Annotated in this window: 17 protein-coding genes; 6 read left to right on the top strand and 11 right to left on the bottom strand. The window is 39.1% G+C overall.

What is annotated here, in order from left to right:
* Positions 1 to 2: 2 nt before the first annotated feature.
* The 6 genes from QUE72_RS04040 to QUE72_RS04015 all read left to right on the top strand — a co-directional run bounded on the left by QUE72_RS04040 (position 3) and on the right by QUE72_RS04015 (position 6774).
* Positions 3 to 1568, top strand: a complete 1566-nt coding sequence (locus QUE72_RS04040; RefSeq protein WP_286271731.1) for a B12-binding domain-containing radical SAM protein — start codon at positions 3 to 5, stop codon at positions 1566 to 1568.
* A 54-nt stretch (positions 1569 to 1622) separates the two neighbouring features.
* Entirely contained in the window at positions 1623 to 2618 is a 996-nt protein-coding gene (locus QUE72_RS04035; protein ID WP_286271730.1) for an NAD-dependent 4,6-dehydratase LegB, read from the top strand.
* Positions 2619 to 2633: 15 nt separating this feature from the next.
* Positions 2634 to 3788, top strand: a complete 1155-nt coding sequence (gene neuC / locus QUE72_RS04030; protein ID WP_074500700.1) for a UDP-N-acetylglucosamine 2-epimerase — start codon at positions 2634 to 2636, stop codon at positions 3786 to 3788.
* Positions 3789 to 3813: 25 nt separating this feature from the next.
* On the top strand, positions 3814 to 4905 hold the full coding sequence (gene neuB, locus QUE72_RS04025) for an N-acetylneuraminate synthase (RefSeq protein ID WP_286271729.1): 1092 nt from the start codon (positions 3814 to 3816) through the stop codon (positions 4903 to 4905).
* Between the two features lie 104 nt (positions 4906 to 5009).
* Entirely contained in the window at positions 5010 to 6071 is a 1062-nt protein-coding gene (locus tag QUE72_RS04020) for a nucleotidyltransferase family protein (RefSeq protein WP_286271728.1), read from the top strand.
* Positions 6064 to 6774 (top strand): acylneuraminate cytidylyltransferase family protein, encoded by a 711-nt coding sequence (locus tag QUE72_RS04015; protein ID WP_286271727.1) that lies wholly within the window; start codon positions 6064 to 6066, stop codon positions 6772 to 6774. Before QUE72_RS04020 ends, QUE72_RS04015 begins: the two co-directional genes overlap by 8 nt.
* Before the next feature lie 51 nt (positions 6775 to 6825).
* Here QUE72_RS04015 and QUE72_RS04010 read toward each other — a convergent pair whose 3' ends face one another.
* The 11 genes from QUE72_RS04010 to flgH form a co-directional block, all read right to left on the bottom strand.
* Complete coding sequence (locus tag QUE72_RS04010; RefSeq protein ID WP_074500710.1) at positions 6826 to 7149, bottom strand: hypothetical protein; 324 nt, start codon at positions 7147 to 7149, stop codon at positions 6826 to 6828.
* 1 nt (position 7150) lies between these two features.
* Positions 7151 to 7594 (bottom strand): flagellar export chaperone FliS, encoded by a 444-nt coding sequence (fliS, locus tag QUE72_RS04005; protein ID WP_286271725.1) that lies wholly within the window; start codon positions 7592 to 7594, stop codon positions 7151 to 7153.
* Between the two features lie 42 nt (positions 7595 to 7636).
* The gene (gene fliD / locus QUE72_RS04000; protein WP_286271724.1) at positions 7637 to 9001 is read right to left on the bottom strand and encodes a flagellar filament capping protein FliD; all 1365 of its coding nucleotides are present in this window, start codon (positions 8999 to 9001) and stop codon (positions 7637 to 7639) included.
* Between the two features lie 44 nt (positions 9002 to 9045).
* Entirely contained in the window at positions 9046 to 9492 is a 447-nt protein-coding gene (locus QUE72_RS03995) for a flagellar protein FlaG (protein WP_286271722.1), read from the bottom strand.
* Positions 9493 to 9572: 80 nt separating this feature from the next.
* Positions 9573 to 10391: a flagellin N-terminal helical domain-containing protein gene (locus QUE72_RS03990; RefSeq protein WP_074500720.1), complete on the bottom strand. Its 819-nt coding sequence runs from the start codon at positions 10389 to 10391 to the stop codon at positions 9573 to 9575.
* Between the two features lie 232 nt (positions 10392 to 10623).
* A complete protein-coding gene (locus QUE72_RS03985) occupies positions 10624 to 11445 on the bottom strand; it encodes a flagellin N-terminal helical domain-containing protein (protein WP_074500723.1) in 822 nt (273 codons plus the stop codon).
* Positions 11446 to 11562: 117 nt separating this feature from the next.
* On the bottom strand, positions 11563 to 12780 hold the full coding sequence (gene flgL, locus QUE72_RS03980) for a flagellar hook-associated protein FlgL (RefSeq protein ID WP_074500725.1): 1218 nt from the start codon (positions 12778 to 12780) through the stop codon (positions 11563 to 11565).
* An 8-nt stretch (positions 12781 to 12788) separates the two neighbouring features.
* The gene (flgK, locus tag QUE72_RS03975) at positions 12789 to 14771 is read right to left on the bottom strand and encodes a flagellar hook-associated protein FlgK (protein ID WP_074500728.1); all 1983 of its coding nucleotides are present in this window, start codon (positions 14769 to 14771) and stop codon (positions 12789 to 12791) included.
* Positions 14772 to 14814: 43 nt separating this feature from the next.
* Positions 14815 to 15777: a flagellar assembly peptidoglycan hydrolase FlgJ gene (flgJ, locus tag QUE72_RS03970; protein WP_407704966.1), complete on the bottom strand. Its 963-nt coding sequence runs from the start codon at positions 15775 to 15777 to the stop codon at positions 14815 to 14817.
* Between the two features lie 16 nt (positions 15778 to 15793).
* Positions 15794 to 16909, bottom strand: coding sequence for a flagellar basal body P-ring protein FlgI (locus tag QUE72_RS03965; protein WP_074500733.1), 1116 nt, complete (start codon positions 16907 to 16909; stop codon positions 15794 to 15796).
* A 13-nt stretch (positions 16910 to 16922) separates the two neighbouring features.
* Entirely contained in the window at positions 16923 to 17606 is a 684-nt protein-coding gene (gene flgH / locus QUE72_RS03960) for a flagellar basal body L-ring protein FlgH (RefSeq protein ID WP_074500736.1), read from the bottom strand.
* Positions 17607 to 17610 lie beyond the last annotated feature (4 nt).

The following is a 17610-nucleotide window of genomic DNA, read 5'->3' as shown; positions in this document are numbered from 1 at the left end:
TTATGGCTAAAATACTTTTTATAAATCCCGTTGTTCGAGAAGAAGATGTGCCTCGCCATATCCCATACGGTATTGCATTACTTGCAGCTATTGCCATGAAAGAAGGCCATCTTGTACAAGTATATGATGCAAATGCTCACCGATTACCGTTAGACACTATTATCGAAGTTTGCCAAGCAGACGATTGGGATGCCATTTGTATTGGCGGCCTAACAACAACATACAACTACATTAAAAAAGCCTGCAAACTCATTAAAGAAAGCGCACCAAACGCTCAGCTGATTGCCGGTGGCGGTTTTTTAACATCAATGCCACATGAAATTTTCGAATGGATCCCTGAAATTGACGTAGGTTGTATCGGCGAATCTTTTGTCACCTTCCCGGAAGTACTAAAAAAAATAGACAATAAAGACGTTAATTACTCTGATGTACTAGGCGTCATTCACCGAGATTTAACCGGAAAAAGTTTTTTAACCAATATCAGACCAAATATTAAAGACTTAGATACGTTACCTTGGCCTGCATGGCATTTGTTCCCATTAGATATTTATTTTGCCAATTCCTCAAACTTATTCAGTGAAGAATCATTTACTTCAAAACGCCGTATGGACATTAACGGCAGCTTCGGCTGTGGATTAACTTGTAAATATTGTTGGCATTTAGGCACAACAGGCGACATGCTTGTTGAAGAAAACGACAACGGTGAAAATGACGTTGTCTTTACTTATGGCCGTAATATTCGTTATCACAGTGCCGATTATATTGTCAGCATGGTTAAACACTTACATAACGAATATGACATTGACTTTGCGGCCTTTATTGATGAAAACCTCATGACAATGGATGTAGCCAGTAAAGGAACTTGGCTAAAAGAATTATGTAAAAAATGGATTGAAGCTGGCTTACAACCAACGTGTCGTCAACAAGGCATACCCCACGATGAAAACTGCAAAGGTGTGCATTGGAATGGTACTTCACATGCAGGGCTCCACCGTCCAGAAACCTTAAAACTAATGTATGAAGCTGGCTGTACACACTTAGTATATGGTTTAGAATCGTTTGATCCCACTGTGTTACGCAACCTTGGTAAAGGATCAAATGCACGAAAAAATAAGCAAAGTATCGCTACGTGTTTAGCTTCGGGTATTAAGCCTATTCCAAACATTATTATTGGATTTCCAGAAGAAAGCTTTGAGAGTGTTAGAAATACCATTGAAGCATTAGTTGAATTAGGCATTACCGCTAAACCGCATTTTGCAACCGCTTATCCTGGCTCTGAGTGGTACTATGCCTACAAAGATTCGATTATGGAACAATATAATCAAGATCTTGAGGCTTACATTATGGATTTAGGTGATGCTAGTAAGATCACGGCTACCATCAGCCATGAATTTTCTCCGATGCAGTTATTAGGCCTTCAACAGATTGTTTATTTAAAAGATCTTCGCTTATTAGATTTATCAGAACAACATTGGGCTCCTGTGCAAGAAAAACTTACGCCAGTGATTCAGCCTAAAATGTCGTTTAATTTAAAAACCGTAAAAGAAGCAGGCCCGCTTGCGAGCTAACATGCGTAATCAACACAACAATAATCTATTTTAAAATGATGTAGGCAAACATTCATGGCGTTAAACAATCAAAACCGCATATTGGTTACTGGTGCAGATGGCTTTATTGGCTCTCATCTTGTCGAAATGCTGCTATCCCAAGGCCACCATGTCAAGGCATTAGCGCAATATAATTCATTCAACTATTGGGGTTGGTTAGAAGATATTGCACAACATGATAATCTAGAGATTGTGTCAGGCGATATACGCGATCCGCATTTTTGTCGCCATATCACCCAAGATATAGATACTGTTTATCATTTAGCTGCACTCATTGCGATCCCATACTCGTACGTGGCACCTGAAAGTTATGTGAGCACTAACGTTACCGGTACCTTAAATATTTGCCAAGCGTGTCTTGATAATAACGTTTCACGCGTTATTCATACCTCTACCAGCGAAGTGTACGGCACAGCACAATATGTACCTATCGACGAGAAGCACCCACTACAAGCTCAATCTCCATATAGTGCTTCAAAAATTGCTGCTGATGCGATGGCAATGAGTTACTTTAATGCGTTTAATCTGCCTTTAACCATTGCTCGGCCTTTTAACACTTATGGCCCAAGACAATCAGCTCGAGCTGTAATACCTACTATTATTAGCCAAATTGCTAATGGTGAGTCAGAGATCAAGCTTGGGGATGTATCACCCACAAGAGACTTTAACTATGTTACTGACACCTGTAGAGGCTTTATCGCATTAGCCAATAGTGAAAGTACGATAGGTAAAACCATTAACATCGGTTCTAATTTTGAAATTAGTGTTGGCGATACGTTAAACATGATCAAAGACATCATGAAAAGTGATGTTAAATTTACTGTCGACCAAGCAAGAATACGCCCTGATAAATCAGAAGTTTTTCGATTATGGTGTGATAATACAATGATTAACTCGCTCACCCAGTTCACACCGGAAATAGATATAAAAACAGGGTTAAGCAAAACGATTGCATGGTTTGCTAAACCACAAAACCTCGCTAAATATAAGCATTCAATTTATAACGTGTAGGGTTGAATTATCAGCATGAAAAAAATAGCGGTATTTACTGGCACTAGAGCAGAATACGGATTGCTATACCTTACGTTAAAAGGCTTACAGCAGTCTGACGATGTAGCACTACAGTTGTTTGTTGGTGGTACTCATCTTGCCCATAATTTTGGCTACACTATTAAGCATATAATTAATGATGGCTTCACCGTTACTGAAAAAATGGATTTTCTGCTCAATTCTGACACTCCTGTCGCCGTCAATAAATCAATGGCTTTAGCGCAAATGGCTGCTGGTGAGTGTTTTGACCGCCACCAACCAGATTTACTTGTACTGTTGGGTGATCGTTTTGAAGCATTAGCCGTTGCAAGTGCCGCTACAATCGCTGGTATTCCAATTGCTCATATTCATGGAGGTGAGCTTACCGAAGCGGCAATGGATGACGCTTTTAGACATGCGATTACTAAAATGGCACATTTACACTTTACTTCGACAGAAGTGTATCGGCAGCGAGTTATTCAACTAGGAGAACAACCTGAAAACGTGTTAAACGTTGGTGCTCCAGGCATTGATAATATTAAACAGCTGCCTTTACTTTCTAAAAGTGAACTTAGTGACACCTTGTCCATCGACTTATCTAAACCTTATTTTTTAGTAGGTTACCACCCAGAAACTTTATCAAATCAGGATGCTAAAATAGGGTTATTGTGTTTATTAGCCGCATTAGATCAGTTTGAAACGTTCTCTGTAGTCATCACTTATCCAAATGCCGATACTTTTGGTCGAGCAATTATCACCGAACTGGAAAATTATGCGCGTTTGCACCCAGAGCGCGTGCATTTATTCGAATCTATCGGACAATTAAATTTTCTATCCGCAATGAAACATGCTGTTGCACTCGTGGGTAATTCGTCCAGTGGCATTATAGAAACGCCATCATTTAACATTCCCACCGTGAATATTGGCGATAGGCAAAAAGGCAGGCTTGCCAGTAAAAGCGTCATACATTGCAAAACGAATAAACACGATATTACAGCGGCGATTCAAAAAGCGATATCCCCAGAGTTTAACGCATCAATAGCTAATGAACCTAACCCATACGGAAACGGGGAAGCTTCTTGTAAAATCGTCGAAACATTAATCACACGGGATATCACCACGCGAGCAAAGTCATTCTTTGATATAACTTAATGCTTTGACCGAGAAAAGGCGACACATGTCTCATAAAGAAAAAAATGTACTGATCATTGCCGAAGCAGGTGTGAATCATAACGGTAGCGAGCAACTCGCTAAACAACTTGTTGATGCTGCAAAAAAAGCTGGTGCAGATGTTGTAAAGTTTCAAACTTTCAAAGCTGATAACCTCGTTACTCAATCAGCTAAACAAGCACAATATCAAATAAAAAATACTGAATTAGAACAAACGCAGTATCAATTGTTAAAAAGCCTCGAATTGCCTTTTGAATCTCACAAAGCAATCAAACAATACTGTGAAAAGCTAGGTATAGAATACTTATCAACGGCTTTTGATGATGATAGTTTACGCTTTTTAGTCGAAGAACTTAAATTAACACGTCTTAAAATTCCATCTGGTGAACTAACTAATTTACCCTTTGTACTCGCACATGCAAAAACAGGTTGCCAATTAATAGTTTCAACAGGCATGGCAACGAATGAAGAAATAGAAATAGCACTCGGTACTATTGCTTTTGGCTTTTTAGCAACTAGTGAGCAGCCTTCTATTGAAGCATTTCAACGTGCTTATCAATCTGAGGAAGGGAAATCACTACTTTCTCAAAAAGTAACTCTTTTACATTGCACTACCGAGTACCCTGCACCATTTGATGAAATCAATCTAAATGCGATGGATGAAATGTCACGTAATTTTTCATTACCCATTGGTTATTCAGATCACAGTGCAGGTATTGTGGTTCCCATTGCCGCGGTAGCAAAAGCAGCTTGTATCATTGAAAAACACTTTACTTTAGACAAAACCATGAATGGACCAGATCATAAAGCCTCTATAGATCCGAACGAACTAGCGCAAATGGTGTCAAGCATTAGGATCAGCGAAAAAGTGCTTGGTTCGTCAATTAAAGCACCTACCGAATCTGAAATAGCAAATAAATTAGTCGCACGTAAAAGTATTGTGGCAAAAAAACACATCAAATATGGTGAACTATTAACTGCCGACAATATCGCAATTATGCGACCAGGTACGGGTATTGATCCTAAGTACTATTGGCAATTATTAAACTCACCTGCCTGTTATGAATTTAACACTGGAGATTTAATCAAAATCGATTAAACCTGTGATTATCTTAATTTTTAAAGAAATTTGGTGTACTTTTTGCTAAAACTATTAATAAGACAAAGGCTATTCATAGTTTTGGCCGATTTTAGGGGAAGCTAATGAGTCATAATTGGCAGGATGTTTTAATATCGCCTACGGCAACAATGGGTGATACCATTTCTGTTATCGATAAAGGTGCCATGCAATTGGCACTCGTTGTAGACGAACAACGCGTACTCCTCGGTGTAGTCACTGATGGAGATATTCGCCGTGCCTTAATTCGGCATCAAGATTTATCCACACCAATATCAGAGGTCATGAATAAGGCCCCACTTGTGGCAAATATAGACACCTCTAGAAACAAATTATTAAGCTTGATGAACAATCAAGGATTAGGTGCCATCCCCCTGATATCTGAAGGTAAGATAGTTGGCCTAGAAACACTACAACATATTATTAAAAAGCCCTCTTACGACAACCCAGTTTTTTTAATGGCTGGAGGCTTTGGAACAAGATTAAAACCATTAACGGATAACTGCCCTAAACCTTTACTCAAATTAGGTGATAAACCCATACTTGAAACGATTCTTAATAGTTTTATCGCCAGTGGATTTCATCAGTTCTACATTTCTACACACTATATGCCCGAAGCAATTAAAAATCATTTTGGTGATGGCAGTAAATGGGGGGTAAAAATCCACTACGTTCATGAACAAGCCCCTTTAGGAACCGGTGGTAGTTTAGGGCTTTTACCTGAAAGCTTACCCAATTTACCTATTATCATGATGAACGGAGATGTACTGACCAAAATTGATTTTGAACAATTATTAAATTATCACAATCAATACGATCCTATTTGTACAATGTGCGTCAGAGAAGAGGAATATAAAATACCTTATGGCGTTGTAGAGGCCGAAGGGTCAAAAATAATCAGCTTAGTTGAAAAACCAACCCATAAATATTTTATTAATGCAGGTGTGTATGTGGTTAGTCGCGCAATGATAAATGCAGTCAATAAAAACCAACGCGTTGATATGACTGATCTCATTGAGAACTATATCGCTAATAAAGAATTTGTTGCGATGTTTCCAGTACATGAATACTGGTTAGATATTGGGAAAATGGTTGATTTTTATCAAGCACAAAAAGATGTAATGCAAGGTGGAAAATTCTATGGTTGATAAAATTTTAGCTGTTATTCCGGCACGTGCAGGTAGTAAACGTTTACCTGGAAAAAATAGCAAAATGCTTTGTGGAAAACCGCTAGTGCAATGGACAATTGAAGCTGCACAACAAGCACTTGAAATTTCTGACATTATCGTGAGCACGGATTGTGAAAATATCGCAGATATCGCCAAACAAAGCGGCGTACCCGTGCCTTTTCTCAGGCCTGATAGTATCTCCGGTGATGAAGCAACCGCGATAGATGTGGTTAGGCATACGGCTAATTATCTAACCGAGCAAGGAAAGTCGTACGATTATGTTATTTGGTTACAACCAACATCCCCCTTACGTACAGTAGAAAATATACAGCACGCCATTCAAGTATTAAAAGATAAACAAGCTTCCGCGGTTATCAGTGTATGTGAATGCGATCATTCACCAATGTGGAGTAATACCTTAGCGTCTGACGGAAATATGCAGAACTTCATTTCAACTTTTGTTAAAAAGAACCCTAGAAGCCAAGCGTTGCCCACTTACTATCGATTAAATGGTGCTATATATATTGCTAAAATCGAACAATTACTTGAACAAGAGACTTTTTTCTTAGACAGCAATGTTTATTCATATGTAATGAAGAGGGAAGATTCCGTCGACATTGATCATCATCTTGACTTCAAGTTAGCAGAATTTCTCTTGGATGAACGGCAACAAGTTACCTAAAGGGTATCGGAAAGAGATAGTGAAATTAAGGTGGCCAAATGTCAGCTACAGTTAATTATCACTCACTATTTGATAGGTATTCACAGCTTTTTTGATTTTTGATTGCTTTTGGCCGTCGTCTAACGATTTTGTACGTTCTTTGGCAAGTATCTCTAGTTGTATTTTGTCTTGAGCTTGCACATTAAGTAAAAACGTTCGAAGTGTTTTCTCATCTTGGTCGTTACCTGTTTGACGTACTTGCTCTGTGACTTTTTTTAACAGTTCCAAACGAAGCGCCAATTTGGCTTCTACATGCTCAAACTCACTTTTTTCTGTTAATGCTGTTATTTCAGCAGAAAGATCGTCAATCTGCTGATATAACGAAGCAAAAGACATACTAAGCTCCTACAGCCGCCGTAGTTTCATCATTTTTTTGCTTTAGCTTGTCTAGACCTTCTTGTTTCGCATCTTCTGGCATCTCTGACCATGCACTTCTAACCGGCTTAATCATATCAACCACTTCGTCTAACTTAGCAACATTTAATGATGTACTCGCTTCCATCAAACAATCTATACAGTAACTGTACATCACTTCGAAGTTCTTAGAAATTTCAGGTTGGCTATCAAAATCTAATGACTGAATTAACGCATCTAAAATATTAATCGACTTTGTTAAAGATTGTGCTTTCAGTTCATAGTCTTTTCGCTCGATAGCCCCTCTAGCTGTAGCAATACCTTTTAATAGACCATCGAACATTAACAAAATAATTTGGTGTGGGTCAGAAGCTAATATATTGCTATTAATATCGACTTGTTTATATGCACTTAAGTTCTTTCTCATGATAATTCTCCTACTGCATTACTTTCCAGTATTTGCATTTTTTTAACTACTACCAGTGTTCGCTGGTTTTAGCGCAGTTTCTAACCAATTCGCTGTGGCATTATAACCAGCAACCGTTGAGTCTAAAAAAGCAAATCGCTGTCTTAAAGTATCTTCGTAATTTCTTAAACGCGCTTCTAAATTATCGTATTCGTCAGAGATATCTGTCAAATCTTCATTTAAATTTTTCTGTCGCTGCGTCAATGTACCATCGCTATCATTATAGCCTTCAATTAACGTGGTTAATTGATCGATGACACCATTAGGAGAAGCAAAAATTGCACCAACTTCATCGATATTATTTTCAAGGGCATCTGAAAGCATTTCAGAACCACTTTTTAACGAACCCGTTGCAACTTCTGATACTTTTAACACACCAAATTTATCGAACTGTATGCCCATATCACCCAAAGATTGAATATCTCCACTCATACCTGACACGGTATTAATTAAAACATTCTTTAATTGTCCATCCATCGAGCGTAAATCTGAATCAAACGCTAACTTACCAAACTTAGCAGATCCTAACACATCCATACTTTCAGATAAGGCATTAAATGCACTGACAAACTCAGTAATTAATTCTTTAGGCGCTTCTTTATCTTGAGCAATACTTAACGTTGCTGGGCCAGAGGCAGAAACATTGTTAGCAACAATAGTGACGTCTTCAATACTGTTTTTAAACTCATTGGTATCATTGGTGATGAAATTACCATTACCGTCTACTTCAATAATTGCATCTTGTGCATTACGGGTTACTGTTGCGTTTGTAGCCAAGCCATCAAGTGCAGCATCACCAGTAGATACAGAAAGCTCATTCGCCAAGCCAGTTTTCGTTGAGGTGTAGGTTAGGTATGTACCAGAGTCGCTGTTTATTAAACTTGCAGTAACACCAAAATTGCCACTTTCCGCATTAATTTTATCACGAATAGCTGATAGGTCATCAGCTGCATCAATGGTAACATCAAAGGTATCAGCACCAGCACCAAAAGTTAATGTACCAGCACCGACTGTTGTGGTAGAACTGGCGTAGTCTTGAGTTTGTATACGAGTAGCTTGTGCGAGCTGAATTACTTCAATATCAAAACTACCGCTACTGGCAAAGCCATTGGTAGAAACAGTAATGTCTTCATTACTCGCTGAAATAATTTGCTTGCTAAAATCATCTATTGATGCAAGTTTATCAGCAACAGATTGGAAGGTAGAAAGGGCTGATTTGAAAGTGCCAAGACCAGAAAGCTCAGCCTTTACTCTGTCTTCTCTTTCTTGTAATCGAACTTCAGTGGGTATAGATTCAGCGGTGACAAAGGCTTCAATGATAGATTCAAGATCTAAACCAGAACCGACACCTGCAGACGTTATGTTCATAATACCCTCCTAAAATAAATGTAGATTATTGCAAAAAAGATAATTTACACTTTTTCATCAAGAAATATACCAGATTTAAGGTCAATATCTTGACGCAAACCTTTAATTTTTTGTGCTAATTCAATCAGCTCGTCAGATGGAAACTGTTTGATCAATTCATTACTTTCAGTATCAAAGACTTTAATAACCGTTTTCTCTGATTCTTCATCCATAGAGAAGTTTACATTACGATTATAAAGCTGCATAAACTCTGAAATTTCGTCAAAGGCTGTTTTTATTTCAGCGTTTGATTCTTCTTCTGTTTTAGCTTCTTGTGCTTCTATTTTCTTTTGCTGTAACTCTTCAATATCTTTTAGTTTAGCATAGTCGAGCTCAACAGCTTTAAGTTCAGCTTTTTTGGCTTCATCGTCTTTACTAACTTTCTGGGGCTGCTGGGCAAGTTCAGAGAATTGGTTTGATGGTCTTGCATCTGCTACAACTGCTTTAACCATAATTTACTCCTACTTTTTATTGGTAAAATGGCACTCATTGTGAGTGCCATTAACTATCTAAACTATAACTTACCTTTCGTTTATAATAAAGATAGTGCTATTTGTGGCTGCTGATTAGCCTGTGCTAACATTGAGCTTGATGCCTGTTGTAGTACCGTACTTCTTGCTAATGCAGCACTTTCTGCAGCGTAGTCAGTATCTTGAATACGAGATCTTGATGCTGATAAGTTTTGCGACGTATTATCATTACTACGAATGATAGAAGAGAAGCGGTTTTGCTTAGCACCTAAGTCAGCACGCGTGTCGTTTACCGTTACTAGTGCAGCATCAATTTTCGCTAAAGATGCAGATGCAGCAGTTGCAGTTGTCACACCTACGATGCTTGATAATACTGAAGCAGCGGTAAAGTTTTGACCGATACTTAAAGTAATGCCTTGGTTATTATCAGCACCAACTTGGAACACTTTACCTGTGTAAGTACCATTTAATAAGCTTTCACCGGCGAAACCTGTATCTGTTGAAATACGCGTTAATTCTGTTTCTAACTCTTGGAATTCAGAATCTAGTGCCGTTCTATCAGCAGCGCTGTTTGAACCGTTCAATGCTTGAACTGAAAGTGTACGCATACGTTGTAGTGTATTTGTGTACTCTTCTAAAGCACCCTCAGCTGTTTGCGCTAAAGAAATACCATCATTGGCGTTACGTGAAGCCTGATTTAAACCGTTAATTTGTGCTGTTAAGCGACTTGATATTTGTAAACCTGCAGCATCATCTTTTGCACTGTTGATACGCTTACCTGATGATAAACGTTCGAAGTTTGTTGATAAGCTATTCGTTGAATTAGCTAATTGACGCTGTGAATTGATTGATGCAATGTTACTATTTACTACTAAAGCCATGATTACGCTCCTGGGAGAACCCATTCTAGTTAGTTAATCTATGAGGTTAGTTACATAACCAAGCCCCTTCTGAGAACTTTATCGGTAAATAAAAAATTAACTTTAAACATTTTTAGAAAAAAAACTAAAAAGATATCAGGAATTAATTTAACCCATTGGTTTTTATATAAATAAAAAACACAAAAAAAACCCTCATTTGAGGGTTTTTTAATAAAGAAGCGATATTATTTGATTACTGTAACAACGATAACGCTATTTGTGGCTGTTGGTTCGCCTGAGCTAACATCGAGCTTGAAGCCTGTTGTAATACCGTACTTCTTGCTAATGCCGCACTCTCATGAGCATAATCTGTATCTTGAATACGCGATCTTGATGCTGATAAGTTTTGCGCCGTATTATCATTACTACGAATAATAGAACCAAAACGGTTTTGCTTAGCACCTAAATCAGCACGTGTAGACGTTACTATAGCTAACGCACTATCAATTGCAGCTAAAGCGTCAGATGCATGACTTGCTTCTGAAATACCATCAATACTTGATAAAATTGATAGTGCGGCAAAGTTTTGCCCAATACTAATTTCAATATTTTGACCGTTATCAGCACCTACCTGGAAAACCTTTCCTGTATAAGAACCATCTAATAAGTTCTCACCAGCAAAACCAGTATCTGTCGAAATACGCGTTAATTCCGTTTCAAGTTCTTGGAACTCAGCATCAAGTGCTTTACGGTCAGAGTCACTGTTTGAGCCGTTTAACGATTGTACTGAAAGTGTACGCATACGTTGAAGTGCATTGGTATACTCATCTAACGCCCCTTCAGCAGTTTGTGCTAATGAAATACCATCGTTAGCGTTACGCGCTGCCTGATTAAGGCCGTTAATTTGTGCAGTTAATCGACTTGATATTTGTAAGCCCGCTGCATCATCTTTCGCGCTGTTGATACGTTTACCTGACGACAACCTTTCAAAGTTAGTCTGTAGGTCATTTGTTGAGCCATTTAATTGGCGCTGTGCATTTAAAGATGCGATGTTACTATTTACTACTAAAGCCATTGCTATCATCTCCTAAAAATTAGTTAGGTAGTGGTTCTTGTGCTGATAACAACAAAGTGCTGAACCACGATAATCAAAAAAATTGACAATCACATACCTGCATACGTTGTGCCAACATTACAAATAATTAAATAAACTTAGGTTTTTCACTTGAACAAAGGTTTGCTGTGCGGCCTGTAAAGAGACTTTTGATTGTTCGAACTCTGCAATAGCTTTTGCGTAGTCCAAATCTTCAATGTTTGAGCGCCCTTTTTGTAGATAAAGTTCAGAATCAAGGTGATTGTTTTCTTGATTTTCAATAAGTTGCAATCTAATGCCTGCTGTAGTTTGATTCGACACAACTTGATTTAACGCCGAATCAATCTGACTTAGAATATTGTCGTAATCAACTTTATGTTGAGTAGGATCAGCTGGATTATTACCTTGAGAAATCCAATCAATCGCCTGTTTCATTGTTTCAAAAACACTCACGTTTTGCTGTGGTGTAAGATCAAAATTGTCACCCGGCAATGGGTTGCCGTCTATCTGAACTTCAACACCATTTGGTAAGGAAACGATTTGCCCTGGTGTGTAGCCGGCAATGTTAGCCATAACATCACCATCGGCATCAGTTACCACCAAATCAGTAGCGGTCACAAAATTAAAATTATAATCAGGGGGAAAACCAGCACCCGGTGTCACATTGTTTAAACCAGGGTTAATGATTTCAGCGCGGTTAACACGAATGCCTGAGTTATTGGTATTATATACAGCGGAATAATCACCAATAGTATTGGGTGCTTTCATAAAAGCGTCGTCACCGGCTAAGTTTGTCGGTACATTGACACTTTTTGCAATTTGTAACTGGCGTTCTCCACTATCACCTTGATAAACTACCGAGTTATCCGGCTGAAGGCTAAAAGGCTGAACATCTATTTGATAACCAGAAAAAATATAGCCACCCGTTTCATCTTTCAGGTTAGCAATATCTAACATTTGCTCTAAGCTATCTTTCGCTAAATCTGCTAATGCTAATAAGTCAGAGTCCGATTGCGTACCATTTTGAACTTGAATAAAGCGCTGTTTAAATTCTTGCATGATATCGGTAGCATTTGCGAACGAAGTTTCAATCAAGCTATTACGACTTTCTGCTTGGGAAATATTACGTTTATACTTTTCAATATTCGCTAATTCATCTTTATAGCCCGTTAATGTGCCAAATTGTACGGCATCATCTTTCGCTGTTAATACTCGTTTACCACTCGAAATATAGCCAATTTGATCATTAACACCTGATTGCTTATTGCTAAGTTGCAGGCTATTTTGATAATAAAACTGTGCTGTTGATACGCGCATAAATCCTCCTACCTAGCCACTGCTAACAAGGTGTCAAAAATAGTATTAGCCGTTGAAATAATTTGAGATGCCGCTTGATATGCTTGCTGGAAGCGCAATAAATTAGCGGCTTCTTCATCTAAATTAACGCCAGACGTTTCTTGGTTTCGGTTATAAGCTTGGGTAAATAACGCTTGAGCTGTATCAGCCACTAACTCGGCAGATGCTGCTTTTGAACCCACATTCGCTGTTGAAACACCTAAGCTTTTTGAAAAAGATTCCCTGCCACCATTAATAATCCCCTGCTCTTGAGTCAACGCCATATCTACAGCATTACTGCCATTACCAATACCATAAGCATCTTCAATAAAGAATTGTTCAGGTGCATTAGGAGCAGAACCAGAAGGCGTACCAGAAATATTGACCTGAAATTGAGCCGTTGCTGGTGCAGGAGGTAAATCAACGGTAAATGTTGCAGGAGGTGTAGGTGGCGTATACGGTATTGGCGCCGACGTCACGCCAAGTTTATCAGTAATCGTATAGTTAAACACACCCACTGGGTTTTCTAAAATATCAATCCGCATAGGCATTTCAGCACGAGCAGCAACCGGGTCAATCATGTTTACAATTTCTATTTTACCTGGGCTGACATTATTATCTGATGGTCTTATAGCCACAGGGGTTGCAGCAGCAATGGCTGCACCATCCGTAATCTGAGCTTCAATTAATGCTGCGCTATTTTCTGTAGGTCTTATTACAAAAGAATCATTTGCACTCGGGGCACCACCGGTTTCAACAAATTCAAAGCCGTAAGCTGTGGTATAAGTACCGCTACCGGGGGCACCTAAATTGTCAACTGTACCTGTGGTCATATTACGCATTTGATAGTTAGCCCCATCAAAAGTGATTTGGAATTCATCAGCGGGCACTAAACTTATATCGCTTATCGATACTTCTGCGGTTAGCGAACCAGCATTAGAGGCTGGTGTTAATACACGTGAAGCCATTAATGTGGGTGAATTGATATCTGTGAATAAGTTGGCCCCTTGAATTTGATTTAAATCGAGGCCATCAGCTTGGCTAGCATTTAATGTTTCAGAAATAGCCATAGCTAAACGATCAATATCTCGTCTCGTTTGATCTAAATAATTATCACGAAAAGCAAATTTAGCGCCTAATTGTCCGCCAAGTGTTTTTTGCGACAAGGCTACAGAACCATTAGCGCCAGCAATTTCTAATGAGGTTTTATTCGGATCAGGGTCGCCTGCCACTACATTCACACTTAACGGTGTAAGCCCGGCAACAAGTGTTGCACCACTCCCTATCATGACAGTCATCACACCGTTTTTATCCGAAACAGTGTTTACACTGGTAAATTGACTTAACTCAGTGATTAATTGGTCGCGCTTGTCTAATAAATCGTTAGGCTGCCCTGCTGCTCCGAAGCCTTTATTTTGTAATATCGATTCATTAATTTTAGCGAGCTCATGTGAAATTTCAGTAATTTTACTGGCAACTTGGTTAATTTCATTGTTGGTAGAGTTTTCAAGCTGATCAAAGTTTTTACTAATTGATTGTAAATCACTCGCGAGTATACCAGCTTGCGTTAGTGCGATGTTACGTAAGCCTAAATCGCTGGGGTTATCTGCGATACTGTTAATGGCAGTATAAAAACGGTCTATTGAAGAAGATACTTGGTTACCCGAAGTACTCATGATCTCGTTTAATTGTGTCAAGCTTGCATGTAGAGCGTTAGATTCACCGAGATTTGTACTATTAAGCAGTTGTTCTTTATATGAAAATTTATTATATAACCGCGTGATATCGTCCACATAAGTGCCGGAACCCAGGAAGTTTCCACCAAAGCTGTCACCTGAAAGAGTGGTTTGTTCAGCGCGTTGTCTGTTATAACCCTCAGTATTAACGTTGGCAATGTTATGGCCAGTTGTCGCCAACTGTTGCTGTGAAGATAGTAACCCACTAACCCCAGTTTGGTATAAATTAAACGACATGATTGACACTCCTACAGAGATAAAACAACTTAAAAATTAAGGTTTATTTACTTAATAAGCTGGTTACTCTACGTAGTGTCCCCATGATTTTTGTCGCATATTGAGGGTCCGTCGCATAACCGGCACCTTGTAAGCTATGCAGGAATTGTTCCACATTACCAACTTGCTGTAATGCGCCTTGATAACGGCGATTTGTTGACAAAAAGTCGACATAATCAACCGCACTTTCCATCAGGTTGTTATATACCCTGAACGGTTCGCGCTTTTTCACCATAGTACCGTGTTCGTATTCAAGGGTTTCTTTGTGAATTTTATCGCCGCTCCAGCGATTATCCGCTTTGATATTAAACAAGTTATTTGAACTAGTACCGTTCTCTTGTTGGATAATTTTTTGTCCCCAACCCGTTTCAAGCGCTGCTTGAGCAATAACCACTTCAAACGGTACTTTTAACTTTTCTTCAACCAACTTCGCTGGCGCAGTTAATGCACTAACAAAGTCTTCTGGCTGTTCAAAGTTCGCCTGAGTTGGCGTCGTGGTTTGTGCAGATGCCTCCGCTGAAGGCATTAGGTTATTGTCAGAAGTTTGACGATTTAAAAGCGAGTTAACAGATAATTCATTATTTTTCATTTGCATATCGGCAAAGGTATTCGATTTAAACAAGGATTGCGGCGTATAGTTTTCAGAGTCACCACCTAGTTGACGAACAATGAGATCAGAAAGCCCAAGTGAGCCATTATTTGATAACTCTAACGCTAATTGTTGATCATGCATGTCGCGATAAAACTTTGTTGACTCGCTATTAAACGGACTGTCAGACTCAAGTACTTCTTGTGCACTACGCATACTTTTAAGCAGCATTTGCATAAAAATCGCTTCAAATTGCTTTGCCGCTTGCGATAATGCTTGCTGCTTATCTTCTTTGTTAGTTTGTTTTGATTGCAAGCGAATATCATTTAACCCATTCAGGTCTAAATAATTTTGAGCATCACCTATTCGCGTATTCATCATGCAGCTCGCTAAGTTAAATAATAACCAACTCGCCGCGCAATGCGCCAGCTTGTTGCAAAGCTTCTAAAATGGCCATTACATCGCCGGGCCCGGCACCGACATTATTAACCGCTCTAACTAACGCATCCAAGGTAATACCTGGGTTAAAAACAAACATGCGATTATCATTTTGATTCACATCAACAATGGAAGTCGTTGTGATTGCCGTTTCACCTTCTGCAAAAGCGTCAGGTTGCGTAACTTCTGGGTTTTCATTAATGGTCACAGTTATACCGCCATGGGTGATAGCTGCTGGCAACAAACGTACATCCTTACCAATAACAATCGTACCGGTTCTTGAATTAACAATCACTTTTGCTGCTGGTGAGTCTGGCTCAAATTCAAGATTTTCTAACATTGATAGAAAGGTTACTCGTTGGCTCGCATCTCTTGGGGCAGTTACTTGTACTGATGTTGCATCAATTGCTCTTGCAATAAAGGTTGAAGGATCATTCGGATTCGCAAACTCACTATTAATGGCCTTTTCTAGGTTTTTTGCTGTCGTAAAATCAGAGTTACGTAAATTAAAGGTAATATGATCACCCATGGCAAAGGGAGAAACGACCTCTCGTTCAACTATCGCACCATTAGCAATGCGACCAACCGTTGGCGTGTTCACAATCACTTTAGATCCATCTAAGCCTTCTGCACCTAAACCACTGACAACTAAGCTCCCTTGCGCAACAGCGTAAGCATTTCCATCGATCCCCATTAGAATCGTTTGCAATAATGTACCACCACGTAAGCTTTGTGCACTGCCCATTGATGATACGGTGATATCTATGGTTTGTCCTGGCTTTGCAAATGCGGGCAAATCAGCGTGAACGGCCACGGCAGCAACATTTTTAATTTTGGGTTTTAAATTCTGTGGCATGGTAATACCGAAATTACTCAACATCGTTTTGAAACTTTGTTCAGTAAACGGGCTCTGTTCACCGGTACCTGGTAAACCTACAACTAAGCCATAACCGACTAATTGGTTATTTCTAACACCCGCTACATCGACTAAGTCTTTGACACGTTGAGCATTGGCGTTACATGTTGCAACTAACGCGAACACTACGAAAAATCGTTTTAATAAAACAGTCATGTTAATCACCTACTTATAATGGCCACCAAGAGCTGTTAAAGAATTTACTCAACCACCCTTGTTCTTGTACTTCAGCAAAGGTACCAGTACCCGAATATTGAATACGTGCATTTGCTACTTTTGAGGAAATAATGGTATTAGCAGAGGTTATATCTTGTGGGCGAATAACACCTGTTAAGCGAATATATTCATCCCCCTTATTGAGCGTTAACCACTTTTCGCCGCGAATCATTAAATTGCCATTGGGCAAAACTCGTAAAACGTGAACTGAAATATTACCGCTTAAACTATTACTTTGGTTGGCTTTAGAATCCCCTTTGAAGTCAGAATCTTGATCTAAACCGAATTGCACAGAATCACCGTTAAAAGTCAGCGGCGCACCGCCTAAACCGACAATAGGATTTAACGTATTACTGTTTTCTTTCTTTAATTCTGTTTTGGCATTTTTTTGCGCTTGCGTATTTTCGTTTAAAATCACAGAAATTATGTCGCCAACACGGTGTGCTTTAGAATCTGAATAGATATTATTGACATAATTGGTACGAAATAAAGAGCCCGTAGGTACAACAGGCTGTTCCTGAATTTCAGGCTGAATGGGCGCAAAATCTGGATCATTAGGTAAGACTTTTGCTTGCTCTACACTGGCACAGCCCGTCAACGTCATCCATGTAACGAGTATCATAATTAACTTTTTCATGTGA

This window comes from Thalassotalea hakodatensis, assembly GCF_030295995.1.
In the GTDB taxonomy this organism is placed as follows: domain Bacteria; phylum Pseudomonadota; class Gammaproteobacteria; order Enterobacterales; family Alteromonadaceae; genus Thalassotalea_C; species Thalassotalea_C hakodatensis.
Note: the sequence above shows the minus strand (reverse complement) of the source record. Positions and strands in the feature narration are given on the sequence as shown.

What these genes read in the sequence shown, in the direction of transcription:
- neuB (WP_286271729.1), top strand. Translation starts at nt 3,814, where the DNA reads ATGTCTCATAAAGAAAAAAATGTACTGATCATTGCCGAAGCAGGTGTG.
- flgJ (WP_407704966.1), bottom strand. Translation starts at nt 15,777, where the DNA reads ATGAATACGCGAATAGGTGATGCTCAAAATTATTTAGACCTGAATGGG.
- QUE72_RS04020 (WP_286271728.1), top strand. Translation starts at nt 5,010, where the DNA reads ATGAGTCATAATTGGCAGGATGTTTTAATATCGCCTACGGCAACAATG.
- fliD (WP_286271724.1), bottom strand. Translation starts at nt 9,001, where the DNA reads ATGAACATAACGTCTGCAGGTGTCGGTTCTGGTTTAGATCTTGAATCT.
- flgL (WP_074500725.1), bottom strand. Translation starts at nt 12,780, where the DNA reads ATGCGCGTATCAACAGCACAGTTTTATTATCAAAATAGCCTGCAACTT.
- QUE72_RS04015 (WP_286271727.1), top strand. Translation starts at nt 6,064, where the DNA reads ATGGTTGATAAAATTTTAGCTGTTATTCCGGCACGTGCAGGTAGTAAA.
- flgH (WP_074500736.1), bottom strand. Translation starts at nt 17,606, where the DNA reads ATGAAAAAGTTAATTATGATACTCGTTACATGGATGACGTTGACGGGC.
- QUE72_RS03990 (WP_074500720.1), bottom strand. Translation starts at nt 10,391, where the DNA reads ATGGCTTTAGTAGTAAATAGTAACATTGCATCAATCAATTCACAGCGT.
- fliS (WP_286271725.1), bottom strand. Translation starts at nt 7,594, where the DNA reads ATGAGAAAGAACTTAAGTGCATATAAACAAGTCGATATTAATAGCAAT.
- QUE72_RS03995 (WP_286271722.1), bottom strand. Translation starts at nt 9,492, where the DNA reads ATGGTTAAAGCAGTTGTAGCAGATGCAAGACCATCAAACCAATTCTCT.
- QUE72_RS04035 (WP_286271730.1), top strand. Translation starts at nt 1,623, where the DNA reads ATGGCGTTAAACAATCAAAACCGCATATTGGTTACTGGTGCAGATGGC.
- QUE72_RS03985 (WP_074500723.1), bottom strand. Translation starts at nt 11,445, where the DNA reads ATGGCTTTAGTAGTAAATAGTAACATCGCATCTTTAAATGCACAGCGC.
- QUE72_RS04010 (WP_074500710.1), bottom strand. Translation starts at nt 7,149, where the DNA reads ATGTCTTTTGCTTCGTTATATCAGCAGATTGACGATCTTTCTGCTGAA.
- QUE72_RS03965 (WP_074500733.1), bottom strand. Translation starts at nt 16,909, where the DNA reads ATGACTGTTTTATTAAAACGATTTTTCGTAGTGTTCGCGTTAGTTGCA.
- flgK (WP_074500728.1), bottom strand. Translation starts at nt 14,771, where the DNA reads ATGTCGTTTAATTTATACCAAACTGGGGTTAGTGGGTTACTATCTTCA.
- neuC (WP_074500700.1), top strand. Translation starts at nt 2,634, where the DNA reads ATGAAAAAAATAGCGGTATTTACTGGCACTAGAGCAGAATACGGATTG.
- QUE72_RS04040 (WP_286271731.1), top strand. Translation starts at nt 3, where the DNA reads ATGGCTAAAATACTTTTTATAAATCCCGTTGTTCGAGAAGAAGATGTG.